This window comes from Rhodanobacter thiooxydans, assembly GCF_021545845.1.
Classification (GTDB): domain Bacteria; phylum Pseudomonadota; class Gammaproteobacteria; order Xanthomonadales; family Rhodanobacteraceae; genus Rhodanobacter.
The window spans coordinates 3,935,714-3,951,456 of record NZ_CP088923.1; the positions used below are offsets into that span (position 1 = coordinate 3,935,714).

Annotated in this window: 15 protein-coding genes; 10 read left to right on the top strand and 5 right to left on the bottom strand. The window is 67.6% G+C overall.

What is annotated here, in order from left to right; translation table 11 throughout:
* The first annotated feature begins 341 nt into the window (after positions 1-341).
* Genes argS through LRK53_RS17925 form a run of 3 tightly spaced genes read left to right on the top strand, consistent with a single transcriptional unit; the run spans position 342 to position 3,512 of the window.
* On the top strand, positions 342-2,030 hold the full coding sequence (argS, locus tag LRK53_RS17915; RefSeq protein WP_027491177.1) for an arginine--tRNA ligase: 1,689 nt from the start codon (positions 342-344) through the stop codon (positions 2,028-2,030).
* On the top strand, positions 2,030-2,725 hold the full coding sequence (locus LRK53_RS17920; RefSeq protein WP_027491176.1) for an SPOR domain-containing protein: 696 nt from the start codon (positions 2,030-2,032) through the stop codon (positions 2,723-2,725). The genes argS and LRK53_RS17920 overlap by 1 nt, the downstream gene beginning before the upstream one ends.
* A gap of 31 nt (positions 2,726-2,756) precedes the next feature.
* Positions 2,757-3,512, top strand: coding sequence for an SDR family NAD(P)-dependent oxidoreductase (locus LRK53_RS17925; protein ID WP_235642422.1), 756 nt, complete (start codon positions 2,757-2,759; stop codon positions 3,510-3,512).
* Between the two features lie 7 nt (positions 3,513-3,519).
* Here LRK53_RS17925 and LRK53_RS17930 read toward each other — a convergent pair whose 3' ends face one another.
* Complete coding sequence (locus LRK53_RS17930) at positions 3,520-4,701, bottom strand: DUF3734 domain-containing protein (RefSeq protein WP_027491174.1); 1,182 nt, start codon at positions 4,699-4,701, stop codon at positions 3,520-3,522.
* Positions 4,698-5,483, bottom strand: a complete 786-nt coding sequence (locus tag LRK53_RS17935) for a 3-hydroxybutyrate dehydrogenase (RefSeq protein ID WP_027491173.1) — start codon at positions 5,481-5,483, stop codon at positions 4,698-4,700. Before LRK53_RS17935 ends, LRK53_RS17930 begins: the two co-directional genes overlap by 4 nt.
* A 189-nt stretch (positions 5,484-5,672) precedes the next feature.
* On the opposite strand from LRK53_RS17935, the gene LRK53_RS17940 reads away from it, so the two are divergent.
* Together LRK53_RS17940 and LRK53_RS17945 are read left to right on the top strand one after the other, a co-directional pair.
* Positions 5,673-6,443 (top strand): hypothetical protein, encoded by a 771-nt coding sequence (locus LRK53_RS17940; protein ID WP_037088738.1) that lies wholly within the window; start codon positions 5,673-5,675, stop codon positions 6,441-6,443.
* Complete coding sequence (locus tag LRK53_RS17945) at positions 6,440-6,952, top strand: hypothetical protein (protein ID WP_051257461.1); 513 nt, start codon at positions 6,440-6,442, stop codon at positions 6,950-6,952. Before LRK53_RS17940 ends, LRK53_RS17945 begins: the two co-directional genes overlap by 4 nt.
* A gap of 143 nt (positions 6,953-7,095) precedes the next feature.
* Here the strand turns inward: LRK53_RS17945 and speA are convergent, their stop codons facing one another.
* Positions 7,096-8,982 carry an arginine decarboxylase gene (gene speA / locus LRK53_RS17950; protein WP_027491171.1) on the bottom strand — a complete coding sequence of 629 codons (1,887 nt, stop codon included), beginning with the start codon at positions 8,980-8,982 and terminating at the stop codon, positions 7,096-7,098.
* A 286-nt stretch (positions 8,983-9,268) separates the two neighbouring features.
* Between speA and speE the strand changes: the two genes are divergently transcribed.
* Positions 9,269-10,150, top strand: coding sequence for a polyamine aminopropyltransferase (gene speE, locus LRK53_RS17955; protein WP_027491170.1), 882 nt, complete (start codon positions 9,269-9,271; stop codon positions 10,148-10,150).
* A 99-nt stretch (positions 10,151-10,249) separates the two neighbouring features.
* Here the strand turns inward: speE and LRK53_RS17960 are convergent, their stop codons facing one another.
* On the bottom strand, positions 10,250-10,444 hold the full coding sequence (locus LRK53_RS17960; RefSeq protein WP_027491169.1) for a hypothetical protein: 195 nt from the start codon (positions 10,442-10,444) through the stop codon (positions 10,250-10,252).
* Positions 10,445-10,608: 164 nt separating this feature from the next.
* Between LRK53_RS17960 and LRK53_RS17965 the strand changes: the two genes are divergently transcribed.
* The 4 genes from LRK53_RS17965 to LRK53_RS17980 all read left to right on the top strand — a co-directional run bounded on the left by LRK53_RS17965 (position 10,609) and on the right by LRK53_RS17980 (position 14,922).
* Positions 10,609-11,640 carry a hypothetical protein gene (locus LRK53_RS17965; protein ID WP_027491168.1) on the top strand — a complete coding sequence of 344 codons (1,032 nt, stop codon included), beginning with the start codon at positions 10,609-10,611 and terminating at the stop codon, positions 11,638-11,640.
* A gap of 160 nt (positions 11,641-11,800) precedes the next feature.
* Positions 11,801-12,433, top strand: a complete 633-nt coding sequence (locus LRK53_RS17970) for a ParA family protein (RefSeq protein WP_008438833.1) — start codon at positions 11,801-11,803, stop codon at positions 12,431-12,433.
* 55 nt (positions 12,434-12,488) lie between these two features.
* The gene (locus LRK53_RS17975) at positions 12,489-12,962 is read left to right on the top strand and encodes a SixA phosphatase family protein (RefSeq protein WP_008438834.1); all 474 of its coding nucleotides are present in this window, start codon (positions 12,489-12,491) and stop codon (positions 12,960-12,962) included.
* Positions 12,963-13,047: 85 nt separating this feature from the next.
* A complete protein-coding gene (locus LRK53_RS17980; protein ID WP_235642423.1) occupies positions 13,048-14,922 on the top strand; it encodes a phospholipase D-like domain-containing protein in 1,875 nt (624 codons plus the stop codon).
* 36 nt (positions 14,923-14,958) lie between these two features.
* Here LRK53_RS17980 and LRK53_RS17985 read toward each other — a convergent pair whose 3' ends face one another.
* Entirely contained in the window at positions 14,959-15,177 is a 219-nt protein-coding gene (locus LRK53_RS17985) for a hypothetical protein (RefSeq protein WP_185754541.1), read from the bottom strand.
* Positions 15,178-15,743: the final 566 nt, after the last annotated feature.

The window sequence follows — 15,743 nt, forward strand, 5'->3', positions numbered from 1 at the left end:
GCTGCAGGCATCGCCCGGACCGCGCCAACTTATACACAAAATGGCGATACCGGCACTTGCCGGGTCTATCGTGCATGCACTCGAGATGAGTATCGCAACTTGTTGGTACACAAGATAAATTTCTTGCGACATGCCGATGCGGGGCCGCTCGCCGCCTGGAGCCAGTCGCGAGCTGCGGCTTTCCCCACAGACTTATCCACAGCCCGGTTCGCCGCGGTGCGTCAAAATTCCGGCGCGCCCCCGAAGCTTCCGCCGGCCGGTGCCACAGGCATTCAGGCGCGCGTTTCGCCGGCAGACGGGTCTGTTAGGATTGCCGGTTCCATCACGAAACCGGCCCCACCGTGAAAGAACCGCTGCGCGAACTGGTGCTGCAGGCGATCCAGGCCCTGCGGGACGCCGCCACCCTGCCTACCGACCTCAGCCTGCCCGGCTTCGTGATCGAGCGCGCGCGCAGCCGCGAACACGGCGATTTCGCCAGCAACGTGGCGATGCTGCTGGCCAAGCCGGCGCGCGCCAAGCCGCGCGAACTGGCCGAGAAACTGGTCGCCGCACTGCCGGCCAACACGCTGGTGGAGAAAGTCGAGATCGCCGGCCCCGGCTTCATCAATTTCTTTCTCGCGCCGGGCGCCTACCACGCCGAAGTGCGCCGGATCCTGGCCGAAGGCGACGCCTACGGCCGCAGCACCAGCGGCGGCGGCAAGACCGTCGGCGTGGAGTTCGTTTCGGCCAACCCGACCGGCCCGCTGCACGTGGGCCATGGCCGCGCCGCGGCGATCGGCGATTGCCTGAGCCGGCTGCTCGGCGCCAGCGGCTGGAACGTGCGGCGCGAGTTCTACTACAACGACGCCGGCGTGCAGATCGCCAACCTGGCGACCTCGGTGCAGGCGCGCGCGCACGGGATCACGCCGGATGACAGCAACTGGCCGGAGAACGGCTACCGCGGCGACTACATCGCCGAGGTGGCGCGCGCCTATCTCGATCGCGAGTCGGTGGTCGCCGACGGCGAGACGGTCACTGGCGCCGGCGACGTGGACGATCTCGACGCGATCCGCCACTTCGCCGTGGCCTATCTGCGCCGCGAGCAGGATCTGGACCTGCAGGCGTTCGGCGTAGGCTTCGACACCTATTTCCTCGAATCGTCGCTGTACACCGACGGCAAGGTGGAGGAGACCGTGCGCGAGTTGGTCGCGCACGGCCACACCTACGAGGACGGCGGCGCGCTATGGCTGCGCACCACCGATTTCGGCGACGACAAGGACCGCGTGATGCGCAAGTCCGACGGCACCTACACCTACTTCCTGCCGGACGTGGCCTACCATCTCAGCAAATGGCAGCGCGGCTACGAACGCGCGATCACCGAGCTGGGTTCGGACCATCACGGCTCGCTGGCCCGCGTGAAGGCCGGCCTGCAGGCGCTCGATTGCGGCATCCCCAAGGGCTGGCCGGAGTACGTGCTGCACCAGATGGTGACGGTGATGAAGGGCGGCGAGGAGGTGAAGATCTCCAAGCGCGCCGGCAGTTACGTCACCCTGCGCGACCTGATCGACGAGGTCGGCAAGGACGCCACGCGCTACTTCCTGATCTCGCGCAAGAGCGACTCGCAGCTGGTGTTCGACATCGACCTGGCCCGCTCACAATCGAACGACAACCCGGTCTACTACATCCAGTACGCGCACGCCCGCGTGTGCAGCGTGCTGCGCCAGGCGCCGGAGAAAGGCTACGCGGTCGACCTCAACGCCGGCCTCGCCCAGCTCGACCGGCTGGACAACGAGCACGAGCAGATCCTGCTGACCGAATTGTCCAAGTACCCTGAACTGGTCGAGGCGGCGGCGGCGAACCTGGAGCCGCACCTGGTCGCGGCGTGGCTGCGCGAACTGGCCAACGCGTTCCACACCTACTACAACTCGCACCAGTTCCTGGTCGAGGACGCCGGCTTGCGCAACGCACGGCTGGCGCTGGTGGTGGCGACCCGCCAGGTGTTGAAGAATGGGCTGGATTTGCTGGGCCTCGGCGCCCCGGAGAAGATGTAATGGCAGCACGCAAGGGCAGGGGCCGGCAGGCCGTGCGCAACGGCAGCAACGGGTTCCCGGGCTGGGGTTACGCGGTGATCGGCCTGATCGCCGGCGCGATCCTGATGGCGGTGATGCTGCGCGGCAGCCTGCTCACCAGCCTGCGCAAGGCCGACGGCCCGCAGGCAAATCCGCAGGCTACCGCCGAGCGCGGCAGTGCGCCCGGCGTACTCGAAGCGGGCAACGACAATGCGCCGAAGAAGCCGCAGTTCGACTTCTACTCAGTGCTGTCGGAGAAGGAGGTGCGCATCCCCGATGCCGAGATCAGCGCGCAGGCGCGCATCGAGCAGCAGAAGCAGCAGGCCGCCCAGTTGCAGGCGCAGCAGGCGGCACCGGCCGCAGTACCGGCGAACGCACCGCAGGCGGTCACCCAGGACGTTACCGCCGCACCAGCCAGCGCGGTGCCGCAACCGGCCTCCAGCAGCGGCTACCTGTTGCAGGTCGGCGCGTTCCCGAACGCCGCCGACGCCGAGACGCTGAAGGCGAAACTTGCGCTGCAGGGCTTCGTGGCCAACGTGCAGTCGGTCAGCATCGGCGGGCAGACCTACAACCGCGTGCGGCTGGGGCCGTTCCGCTCGGCCACCGAGCTGGAATCGACCAAGCAGCGCCTGGCCGGCGCCGGCATCAACGCGATCGCGCTGAAGGAAGGCCGTTGAGCCACCCTTTTCTCCCACTGAACTTCCGCCCATGACCACCAAGACCGCCTGGATCACCGGCGCCACCTCCGGGTTCGGCGCCGCCGCCGTGGAACGCTTCGTGGCCGGCGGCTGGCGGGTGATCGCCAGCGGTCGGCGCATGGAACGGCTGCAGCAGCTGGTGGTGCGGCACGGCGCCGGGCGCGTGCACGCGGCGGCGTTCGACATGCGCGACGCGGCGGCGGTGCGGGCGGCGCATGCGGATCTGCCACCCGAGTTCGCCGGCATCGACCTGCTGGTCAACAATGCCGGCCTGGCGCTGGGCACCGCGCCGGCGCAGCAGGCCGACCTCGCGCAGTGGAAGCAGATGATCGACACCAACGTCACCGCGCTGGTGACGCTGACCCACCTGCTGCTGCCGCAGCTGGTTGCGCGCCGCGGCGCAATCGTCAACATCAGCTCGATCGCGGGCAGCTATGCCTACCGCGGCGGCAACGTGTACGGCGGCACCAAGGCCTTCGTCACCCAGTTCTCGCAGAACCTGCGCGTGGACCTGCACGGCAGCGGCGTGCGCGTCACTTCCATCGAGCCGGGCATGGCCGAGACCGAATTCACCGTGGTGCGCACCGGCGGCGACCAGGCCGCCTCCGACCAGCTCTACGCCGGCGCCCACCCGATCACGGCGGTCGACATCGCCGACACGATATGGTGGATCGCCAACCTGCCGCCGCACTTGGACGTCACGCGCCTGGAAATCATGCCGGTCAGCCAGTCGGCTGCCGGGCTGCAGGTGGCGCGGGACGCCTGACGGCGCTTCAACCCGCCTCGCCGCGATGCACGTCGTGCGTCACGAACGGACGGCCGGGATCGGGCGCGGCGAGCCACTGCGGATGGGCCAGCGTGTGGCGCATGTCGTCCAGCCCGCTTTGCCAATGGCAACGCATGCTGGCGACGCTGAATTCGTAGTCCTTGAAGTGGCCTTCGTGCGGCCGGTTCCGGTAGATCAGGTGGATCACGTTGGTCAGCGCCTCGGCCGCGCGCGCTTCGGCATGGCGATACGCCGGGTCGTCGCGGCGTTCGGCCGGCACCAGCGCCATCACGTCGTGCAGCAGCCGGCGCTGTTCCTGCGTGCGGCGCATGAACTCGGTGACAAGCCGGGTGCGGCTGGAGTACTGGATCTCCTTGCTGCGCTCGGCCACGTCGGCGAGGTCGCGCGGCAGCGCGCCGCGGGCGCTCCACAGATCCACCTGGAACACCAGCGTGTCGCAGCCGGGGCGCTCGCTGAGCACTTCGTACAGTGGCGTGTTGGAGACCATGCCGCCGTCCCAGTAGAACTCGCCGTCGACCTCCACCGCGGGAAAGCCCGGCGGCAGCGCGCCGGAGGCCATGAAGTGCTCGGGGCGCAGGCGCTGCCGGCGATTGTCAAAGTAGGCGAAGTTGCCGCTGCGCACGTTCACCGCGCCGACCGCCACGCGCAGCGTGCGCGCGTCGTTGAGGCGGTCGAAATCAACCAGCCGCTCCAGCGTGGCGCGCAGCGGCGTGGTGTCGTACCAGCTGACGCTGCCCGGCGTGGCGTGCCCGCCCAGCAACGGCGGCGGCAGGCGCGGGTGGAAGAAGCCGGCCTGGCCCTCGGTCATCGCACGCCAGGCGGCCAGGCCACTCATCCCGTTGAGCCACGCCGTCGGCCACGCCACCGCGTCGAACCAGGGCAGTGCCGGCGTAGCCGGCCACAATGGCGGGCGGCAGATCGCCTCCCAGAACTCGCGCAGCCGTTCCACCCGCTGCCCGGGCGGGTTGCCGGCGATGATCGCCGCGTTCAGCGCACCGATCGAAATGCCGGCCAGCCGGGTCGGCTGCAGACCGGCTTCGTCCAGCGCCTCGAACACGCCGGCCTGGTAAGCGCCAAGCGCGCCGCCGCCCTGCAGCACCAGCGCGATGGTGCGGTAGTCGCGGGCCACCCTCTCCGCCAGCGACGGCGCCGGGTCGGGATGGCTCATTGCATGAACCAGCCGTGGCTGACCACGATCGACTGCCCGGTCAACGCGGCAGACGGGAAGGTGGCCAGGTACAGCGCGGTCTGCGCGATGTCCTCGACGGTGGTGAACACGCCGTCGACGGTGTCCTTCAGCATCACGTTGCGGATCACCTCGTCCTCCGAGATGCCCAGCTCTTTCGCCTGCTCGGGGATCTGCTTCTCCACCAGCGGCGTGCGCACGAAGCCAGGGCAGATCACGTGCGAGCGCACGTTGTGCGGCGCGCCTTCCTTGGCCAGCGTGCGGGCCAGGCCGAGCAGGCCGTGCTTGGCGGCCACGTAAGCGGACTTCAACTTCGACGCTTCGTGCGAATGCACCGAGCCCATGTAGATCACGATGCCGCCGCGGTCGCCCGGGTACATGTGCTTCAGCGCGGCCTTGGTGGTGAGGAAGCCGCCGTCGAGGTGGATCGCCAGCATCTTCTTCCAGTCGGCGAAGGCGAACTGGTCGATCGGGTTGATGATCTGCACGCCGGCGTTGGAGATCAGGATGTCCAGATGGCCAAACGTGGCGACCACCTTGTCGGTACCGGCGTTGACCGCGTCCTCGCTGGTCACGTCCATCGCCACGCCGAGCGCCTTGCCGCCGGCGGCGTTGATCTGTGCGGCGACCGCATCGGCGGCCTGCTGGTTGATGTCGGCGATCGCCACGCTGGCGCCGTTGCTTGCGTACAACTCCGCGATCGCCTTGCCCAGGCCACTCGCTGCGCCCGTGACCAGGGCCACCTTGCCGTTGAGACTGTTCATGCGTTGCTCCTTGGGGAGGGGGCCTCGATTGTAGGCGCCGCACATGGCGACTCCATAAGACTTTGGGGTAGATTGAGAGCGTACCCGCACCGTCCAGCCACAGTCACAGCTGAATTTCTCCCGCCTGACATCGGTTGCCATTCCGAAGCATCGCGACATCTGCGACGACACCAGCGGTACTATCCCTCCATGAGTGCATCCGACACACTTCGCTTCGCCCTGAACGACCGCATCAACGATGCGCCGATCGGGCTTTCGCGTGTCCCGCTGCGCCTGCTAGGACAGTTCCAAGGCGAGGTCGAGGAGTTCCTGAAAGGATCAACCAAGGAGATAGATACTGATCAGGCCTTTGTTTCCGTTGAAGAAGGTTCGCTGGCTATCGTCGCCAGCGGCTTACTGGCGGCCACCGGCCTATGGACTGACGTGGGACACCTGCAAAACCCATCGGCCTTGGGCCTGCTCGATCACAAGCGGGCCGCTGTGGTTGAGCGCTGGCAGGTGTCCGCTCGCAAAAACCCGCATCGCAGTTACACGCTGACTGACACGGGCAACACCCTGTCCGTCCGGGTGGATGCCAGCAGCGACTTTCAAAATCAGGTTGAGGCGATGTGGGTGCCCGTGGAAAAGTTCTTGCAAGGGACTGTGGTGGACATGGGTGGCACAACCAAACCGAATATTCACCTGAAACTGGATGATGGCAAGACCGTCATGATCGCTGCCACGCAGCAGTTGATCGCCGGTGAAGAAACGAACCGGCTTTACCGCCAAGCGCTGTTGCGCGTATCTGCCGATGAAAGCCTGAAAACCGGTGAACTACGCAATCTGACGCTGCTCGCCTTCGACGCCAGCCAGCCGCAATGGGATGAAGCTGCATTCGACAAACTCGTGCAAAAGGGAACAAAGGCTTGGGCCGTCGTTCCCGAGAACTGGCTCGAAGCACTGCGTGGACATCACGAATGAGTGCATCGGTGCTGCTGGACACCAGCTTCCTGATCACGCTGGTCAACGCCAAGCGGCCACACCATACAGTGGCAGTGCAGTATTACCGCCACATGTTCCAGAACAACGTGACGATGTGTTTTTCGGCCATCGTCGCCTCCGAATTCGGCATCGGGCAGCCCGTCACCGACTTGCCGCTCGGCAACTTTCGCCCGTTGAACTTCAACATTCCACATGGGCAGAAGGCTGCACTCGTCTGGAACCTGCTTGGCACACGCGATACAGGTGACTCGCGACCCGTCGTGCGCGATGACGTGAAGTTGATTGCCCAAGCCAGCCATGAGGCTATCGCCTTTATCCTCACTGAGGATGAAAGTACGTTGTACAAGTACTGCGAACGTCTGCGCAGCGCCGGACACATCCAGACCCGTGCCATCAAGTTGGTGGACGGCTTCGATGCAAACGCGCTCAATGAAGATGGGCAAACGGGGATCATTTTCCCTGATGCGCCAACGGAAGCCATGACGTAAACACGCGCTACCGCACGGTAAGCCTCAGCGTGATCAATTCGCACCCAGTCACCCGTGGCCGGGCCGGAACTCGGGAAACCCACGCCTCAGCCGCAACACAGTGGCTCACGAAACGCGCGACGTATCAGTGAAAGCGCCTACCGCTAGTGCGCCTCGGCCAGATAGGTGTAGGCGGTGAGTCCGCCGTCAAGCGCGTCGTACAGGCGCGCCGCCTCGTCGCCGGCGAGGCCGGCGGCGGCGATGCGCTCGCGGTAGCTGGCGCGCAGCGTCTCCAGGTCGTAGCCGACGTAATCGAGCATCAGGTCGGTGGTGTCGCCGCGGCGTACATGCGCGAAAGTGTAACCGTCGCCGTCCACGCGCACGTTCACCGCATCGGTGTCGCCGAACAGGTTGTGGATGTCGCCCAGCGTCTCCTGGTAGGCGCCGACCATGAAGATGCCGAGGCGGTAGCTTTCGCCGTCCCGCAATGCGTGCAGCGGCAGGCTGACGTCCACGCCTTCGGCGTCGACGTAGTGGTCGATGCGGCCGTCCGAATCGCAGGTAAGGTCGACGATGACGCCGCGCCGCGTCGGCCGTTCGTCCAGCCGCGCGATGGGCGCGATCGGGAAGATCTGCCCGATCGCCCACACGTCGGGGATCGACTCGAACACCGAGAAGTTGACGAAGTACTTGTCGACCAGCTTCTCGTCCAGCTCGTCCAGCGCCTGCCGGTGCGAGCGCTCGGCCGGCAGCAGGCGTTCGCGCACGGCGTTGGTGATCGCGTAGTACATCTCGTCCAGCCGCGCGCGGTCGGCCAGCGCAAGCTGGCCCAGCGCATACAGCGCCTGGCCTTCGCTCAAGTGGTGCTGCGCCTCGTGGAACAGCTCCAGCGCGGGGCGCCGGTCCAGTTCTTCCCAGGTCTCGCGCAGCCGGCGCAGTACCGCCGGCTCGTCCGCGCACGGCGGCGGGATCGCCCCGGCCGGCACTTCCTCCACCTCGGTCACGTTGACCACCATCACCGCGTGATGCGCGGTCATCGCGCGACCGGCCTCGGTGAGGATGTGCGGCGCCACCAGCCCTTCTGCCTCGACCGCCTCGGCCAGCGACTGCACGATGGTGGCGGCGTACTGCTCGATCGAGTAGTTGATCGAGTTGTGGCTGCGCGAGCGCGAACCTTCGTAGTCCACGCCGAGGCCGCCGCCGACGTCGACGATCTCCAGCGGCACGCCCATGCGGCTGAGCTCGACGAAATAGCGGGTGGCCTCGCGCATGCCGTTGGCAATGTCGCGCACGTTGGAAATCTGCGAGCCCATGTGGAAGTGCTGCAGCTTCAGCGTGTGCTTGAGCCCGGCCTGCTCCAGCCGCTCGATCAGGCTGAGCACCTGCGCCGGCGACAGCCCGAATTTGCCCTTGTCGCCGCCGGTGTTCTGCCACTTGCCGGCGCCGATGGAAGCGAGGCGCACGCGCACGCCGAGCAGCGGCTCCACGCCCAGCGCCCTGGCCTCGGCGAACACGTGGTCCAGCTCGGACAGCTTCTCGATCACGATGTGCACGCGCAGGCCGAGCTTCCTGCCGATCAGCGCCAGGCGGATGTACTCGCGATCCTTGTAACCGTTGCAGATCACGATGGAACCGGGCCGTGCCATCGCCAGCACCGCCATCAGTTCGGGCTTGGAACCGGCCTCCAGGCCGAAGCCATGCACGCCGGCGGCCACCAGCTCGCCAGCCACGCCGCGCTGCTGGTTGACCTTGATCGGGTAGATCGCGGTGTAGCCGCCGGCGTAGTGCCACTCGTCGATGGCCTTGGCGAAAGCCGTCTGCAGCCGCGCCAGGCGGTCGGCCAGGATGTCCGGAAAGCGCACCAGCAGCGGCAGCCGCAGGCCTTCGGCGCAGGCGCGCGCGACGATCGCCGGCAGCGACAGCGCCGGGCCGTACGCGCCGCGCGGGCGCATCACGATGCAGCCGGCTTCGTCCACGTCCACGTAGCCGTCGCCCCAGTGCGGCACCGCATAGGTGTGGCGGGCGGTGTCGACAGTCCAATGGTTCGCCATCAGCGTTGCTCCTCGTGCAAACGAATGATGTCGTCGCAGCGGCGAGCCTTGACGCTTCAGCTCTACACGAGCACGAGCCCGAACGACCGGAAGCCTCGCACGCCGCGGGGTCGATCGGGCTGGTCGGCGACCGGCGCGCTGCGCCGGCCAGGCCGGAGCGCCATTGTAATGGGCGGCTGTGACGATATGAGCAAGACGGCGGCGGCCACTGCCGGGACGTTCACCGCCGTTGCCGCTACAATTGACGACCCTTGTCCTTCCACCCGGTTCACCAGGAACACCCGCCATGTCGCAGCACTCCACGCCGAACGAAGCCCGGCCCAACGAGGCCTGGTTCACCGAGGCCCACCAGGCCTCCGGCTCCGCCATCGGCTTCCGTACCGAGCAGCTGCTGCATGCGGAAAAGACCCCGTTCCAGACCATCGAGATCCACAAGACCACCGACTGGGGCAACCTGATGGTGATCGACGGCTGCGTGATGCTGACCAGCCGCGACAACTTCCTCTACCACGAGATGATGACCCACCCGGCGCTGTTCACCCATGCGCGCGCCAAGCGCGTGGTGATCATCGGCGGTGGCGACTGCGGCACGCTGCGCGAGGTGCTGCGCCACGAGGAAGTCGAGCACGCGGTGCAGGTGGAGATCGACGAGCGCGTCACCCGCCTGGCCGAGCAGTACTTCCCCGAGCTGTGCGAGGCGAACGGCGACCCGCGCGCCGAGCTACTGTTCATCGACGGCATCAAGTACATGGCCGAGGCCGAGCCCGATTCGCTGGATCTGATCATCGTCGACTCGACCGACCCGGTCGGCCCGGCCGAAGGCCTGTTCAATGCCGCGTTCTACGCCAGCTGCTACAAGGCACTGCGCCACGGCGGCCTGCTGGTGCAGCAGAGCGAATCGCCACTGGCGCACCTGGAGCTGATCAAGTCGATGCGCTCGGCCATGCGCACCTCGGGCTTCAGCGCGGTGAAGACGCTGCCGTTCCCGCAGCCGTGCTACCCCACCGGCTGGTGGAGCTGCACCATGGCGCGCAAGGGCGGCGACCTGTCCGGCTTCCGCGAGCGCGGCGCTACAGCCAAGAACTTCCCCACCAGGTACTACAACGCCGAGATCCACAAGGCCGCGCTGGCCCAGCCGGAATTCATGCGCGAGGCGTTGGGCGAATAAGCCGGGATTCGGGAGACGGGATTCGAGATTCGGCAAAGCCAATCCTCGCGATACCGCTGCTCTTTCGGATCCCGAATCCCGTCTCCCGAATCCCGTCGCTCAAAACATCTTCGAGCGCACCTTCGGCAGCAGCACCAGCAGCAGCGTGGCGAGCGGGCCGAACAGCAGCGACAGCAGGAACCAGATGAGCCCGCTGCGGTTCTTGCCTTGTGCCAGGGCGGCATTGATCAGGGCCAGCGTGCCCCAGCCGACAAACCAGGGTGCGCCGCCGGCGAACGTCGACAGATGATCCACTACGCGTCTCCCGAACGATGGCATGGAGGGCGCGGCCCTGCGCCGGGGGATTTCCATCCTAGCAAGCCTTGCCGCACTGGTCCGCCTTCGCCGGCGGGCGGATCAGCCGCGCTTAATCCGCGCAGGGTATGCTGCGCGCTTTGTTCGCCTGCGGAGTCGAACTCATGATGCGTGGACGGCATTGCCTCGCCCTGATTTTCGCGTGGTCGCTGGCCGTTGCGCCGGCATTCGCCGGCAAGCCCCCGGCCGGCAAGAGCCGCGGCACGCCGGACCAGGCGGCGCAGGCCCGCGACTGGGCCCAGCTCGCCTTCCAGCGCGACCTGGTCAGCGTGCTCGCCCCCAGCGGCGATTCGTCGCGGCTGCTCGGCGCGGCCCTGCTGGCGCGACCGCTGTTCAACCAGCCGCCCAGCAACAGCTTCCATCGTCTGATCGAGCGCGCCGCGCAGGCCGAAGGCGCTGACGCGGCGGTCGACTGGATGCGCCTGGCCGACTGCGATGCCGCCGACGACGCCTGCCCGAACGGCGAAGCCCTGCAGCACCTGCTGGCCCGGGCCCCGGACAACGCCGCGGTGTGGCTGCTCAAGCTCGGCGCCGATGCGCGGGCCAAGCAGCAGCAGGCCGCCCGCGAAGACCTGCGCCAGGCCGCCGCCGCGAAGCGCTACGACGATTACGCCGGCATCAGCCTGCAGGCGCTGGCCAATGCGGCCGGCGCGTTGCCGCCGCCGCCCGAGGCGCTGGACCCGGCCCACGCCGGCGGCGCCGTCGGCATGCAGGCCGTGCTGGCGTTCGGCCTGGCCGGCACCCAGCCGCAACCCGCCCTGCAGCTGGTCGCCAAGCTGTGCGAGAACGCCGGCGAGGACGCCTCGATCAAGGCCGACTGCGTGGCCTTGGGCAAGACGCTGGAATGGGGCTCCAGCCCGCTGGCGCGTTCGCTGGGCCTGCACCTGCGCGAGGTGCTGGCCGACGATCCGGCGCAGCAACAGGAAGCGCAGGACGCCCGCCGCAACCTGGTCTGGCAGGTGCAGAGCTTCGCCCAGCTGCTGGCCAGGGCGCAGGACGACACGGCGCTGGCCCAACGCCTGCTGGCGCTGGCCCGCCGCGGCGGCACCGAGATGAGCCTGCAGCTGGCCGCCCTGCGCGACAACGGCATCCCGGTCGAAACGCCTGCCGGCTGGCGGCCCCAGAGCCGGAAATAGGGAATCGAGAATGGGGAATAGCCAGAGCGGGAAACGCCGAACCGGGCGGCAAGGGCTGCTCTTCCGATTCCCGATTCCCTACTCCCTATTCCCTGCCTTGATTCCCTATTCCCGGCCTTCCCGCTAGGCTTGGGCCACCTTCCGTAGCAGGGGCGATCCGATGCTTACGACGCTGGTGGCGAGCAGCAAGGGTGGTTGCGGCAAGAGCACGCTGGTGACGCAGCTGGCGTCGCACTGGGCCCAGGCGGGACAACACACCGCGATCCTCGACGCCGACCGGCAGCACTCCAGCTTCCACTGGGCCGAGCTGCGGCCGGACAACGTTCCCGGCGTGCTGGCCTTCGACAGCGGCCGGCGCAGCCTGCAACGGGTACCGCCGGACACCCAGCAACTGTTGATCGACACCCCCGCCGGCGCCGATGAGCGCGAACTGGAACCTTACCTCGACGCAGCCGACGTGCTGCTGGTGCCGGTGCTGCCGTCCTCGTTCGACCTCGACGCCACGTTGCGTTTCCTCGGCGAGCTGCAGGCGGTCAAGCGCGTCCGCAGCGGCAAGCTGCCGGTGGCGCTGGTCGCCAACCGACTCAAGCCGTGGACCCACGCCAGCCAGGACGCGCTCGCCCGGCTCGCCGAGCAGTCGCCGTTCCCGATCGCCGCGCAGCTGCGCGACAGCCAGGCCTACGTGCTGCTCGCCGGGCTCGGCAAGGGCATCTTCGACTACCAGTCCGAACAGGTGCGCAGCCATCAGCAGGACTGGAAGGCCCTGCTGCGCTGGATCAAGCGCCAGCACTGAAGCGCGCGCTTCCCCACGTTCATCGCGCCCCGCACCACCACACCCGGAGTCCTCCATGCACGAACTGATCCTGTTGCGACACGCCGAAGCCGTGCCGATGGAAACCGCCGGCGACGACCCGCAGCGTCCGCTCAGCGTGCGCGGCGAGCGGGAAGCGCAGGCCGCCGGGCTGTGGCTGGCCGCGCACGGCCTGCGCCCCGACCGGGTGCTGTGCTCGCCGAGCCGGCGCACCGACGAGACCACCCGGCTGGCGCTGGCCGCGATCGACGACGCGCCGGTACCGCAACAGGCCACCGAAATCTACGACGCCACCCCGGGCGAGCTGCTGGCCCTGCTCGACCAGCACGCCGACGCCGGCACGGTGCTGCTGGTCGGCCACAACCCCGGCATGGAGCGGCTGGTCGCCCTGCTGGTCGAGGGCCGCTCCGACGAGTTCCGCGGCATGCCGCCCGGCGCGCTGGCCGTGCTGCACCTGGACGGCGCGCTGGAACCGGGCAACGCCCGCCTGGACGCGTTCTGGTCGCCCTGACGCCACCCTGCGCCCGGGCCCAAGGCGCGCGTTGATCATCGCCTGCAGTCACGGTCGCCGCATGCCTCCCCCGTATCATCCACGCATGCCCGTCCTGCGCCGATTCGCCCTCCCGCTGCTGCTGATACTGCTGTTGCTGCAAGGCTGCACGCTGTCGCGTGCGCAGATCCGCCGCGCCGACGCGATGGTCGCCGCCAGTGCCGACCGCAGCAGCAGCTGCGACCGGACCGACCATTGCGCGATCCCCTCGCCGCTGCTGGCGGCAGCCACCGAGGCGTTCGCCGCCTCCACGCCGCAGCAGCCGGTGCACGTGGTCACCCTGCTCGACGACACCGAGCCGGCTTTGGCCGCGCGGATCAACCTGGTGCGCGCGGCACGCCGCTCGATCGACGTACAGACCTACATCTGGGACCAGGACGACGCCGGCCAGCTGATGCTGGACGAACTGGTGCGCGCGGCGCGGCGCGGCGTGCGCGTGCGCATCCTGGCCGACCAGCTGTCCTCCTTCAACGACCCGGACCTGCTCGACCGGCTGGCGTGGGTCAGTCCGAATCTGCAGGTGCGGCTGTACAACCCCACCTTCCACAAGGCACGCACCCAGCCGCTGGAATTCGTCGCCGGCATCCTGTGCTGCTTCATGCAGTTCAACCAGCGCATGCACAACAAGCTGCTGCTGGTCGACGACGCCATCGGCATCGCCGGCGGGCGCAACTACCAGGACCGCTACTTCAACTGGGACGACGCCTTCAACTACATCGACCGCGACGCGATGGTCGGCGGGCCGGCCGCGCTGCAGATGGCGGCCAGCTTCGAGTTGTTCTGGAACCATCCGCGCTCGCTGCCGCTGACCCACCTGCGCGACGTCAACCGGCGCATCCTGACCGAACGCGCGCCACCATCCTGGCCGGCCCCGCACTACCGCCGCCCGACGCGCGTGGCCCGGGTGCAGGAGGACGCCGAGGACCCGGCCTGGCTGCAGGCCTGGCTGGTCGATGCCTCGCTGCGGGTGGGCCAGGTGGAGTACTTCAGCGACCTGCCGGCGAAGACCGACAAGCCGGACAAGCGACGCGCGCTGGAATTCACCCACCACATCATGCACATGATCGGCGAAGCGAAACACGAGGTGCTGCTGCAGACACCGTACCTGGTGATGAGCAAGCGCGCCCAGCACATCTTTCGCACGCTGCACCGGCGCGCCGAGCCGCCGCGGGTGATCGTCTCCACCAGTTCGCTGGCCTCGACCGACGCGTTCGCGGCGTACGCGATGTCGTACAAGCACCGCAAGCGTTACCTGAAGAAATTCGGCTTCGAGGTCCACGAGCTGAAGCCGCACGCACCCAGCGCCGGTGAGGACTACGAACTGGCCAACCTCGGCATGCCCGCGACCCACCTGCCGTCGAAAGTCGCCGGCGTGCGCCCCTTCAGCGAGACGCGTTTACACCTGCTCGGCAGCCGCGGCAGCAACAATCGGCCGGCGCCGCTGCAAAGCGGAGGCATGCGCTTCGGCCTGCATGCGAAGTCGATCGTGGTCGACGACGCCTTCGCCATGGTCGGCTCGCACAACTTCGACCCGCGCTCGGACCACTACAACACCGAGTCGGGCGTGATCGTCTACGACCACGACTTCGCCGGCCAGCTCCGCCGCAGCATCCTGCGCAGCACGCAACCGGAGAACGCGTGGGTGATCGCGCCGCGGCAGCCGAAGGTGCCGATGCTGACCGACATCAACCAGGCGATCGGCTCGTTCTCCGAAAGCCTGCCATTGTTCGACCTGTGGCCGTTCCGCTACGCCACCAGCTACGACCTCAAGCCCGGCTGCCAGCCGCTGCGCGCCACCGACCCGAACTTCTACGCCTGCTACGAACCGGTCGGCGACTTCCCCGACGTGGCGCTGTCGCCAAAGCTGATCATCACGCGGCTGATCACCGCGTTCGGGGTGGGCGCCAAGGGCATCCTGTGAGGGCCGCTCATTACCGTGCGCTCTGTTCCACCGAGATCACTTTCTCCACCTGTTGCGTTGTTTGAAGCAAAGCCAAGAGCTTTCGTGCGCCTTCGGCGCGCGAGTCACTTTCTTTCGCTTGCCCGAGAGAAAGTAACCAAAGAGAGGGGCACCCCGCTTCCGCGCCTTGCGGGCATCGGGCAACCGCTCCTGCGTTGCCTCCACTCCGGCATCCATGCCGTCGCCTGCCCTGACGACAAACTGGTTCGCATCCATGCGAACCACCCTTCGGGCTTTTCCTCCGCCCGCCCGCCGCTGCAGAGGGGACCCCGGGTAGAGCAGCGCGCATCCTGCGCGCACTCTTCAGAAGAGCCGGATCAAAAACAGAGGAGAAGCCACAGCAAAGCGTCGCTTTGCTGTGGCTGTGGCTGTGGCTGTAGCTGTTGCTTTTCAGCTTCATCACCGAGTGCGGGCCAGGATGGCCCGCTGCTCTACCCGGGGTCCCTTGCGCGGCGGTGAGGCGGGGTCGACAGGCCGCGCAGCGGGAGTCGACAGGGATGTCGGCTCCTTTTCGCCAGGGCAGGATGCCCTGTCGAAAAGCCCGGCCCCGGCTCACGGACTTGTTGGGCAGGATGCCCAACAAGCGCCAAGCGGGGTGGCCTTATCTCTTTGGTTACTTTCTCTTTACTCCGGACATCCTGCCCTTCGCCCTTCGGGCCAGCTTCGCTGTTCGCGCACGCATCCTGCGTACGCGTGGCCACGCAAAGAGAAAGTAACTCGGGCGCCGGAGGCGCACGAAAGCCCTTGCCTCTGATGCTTCTCGCTTTGAATGCAGCAAGCGC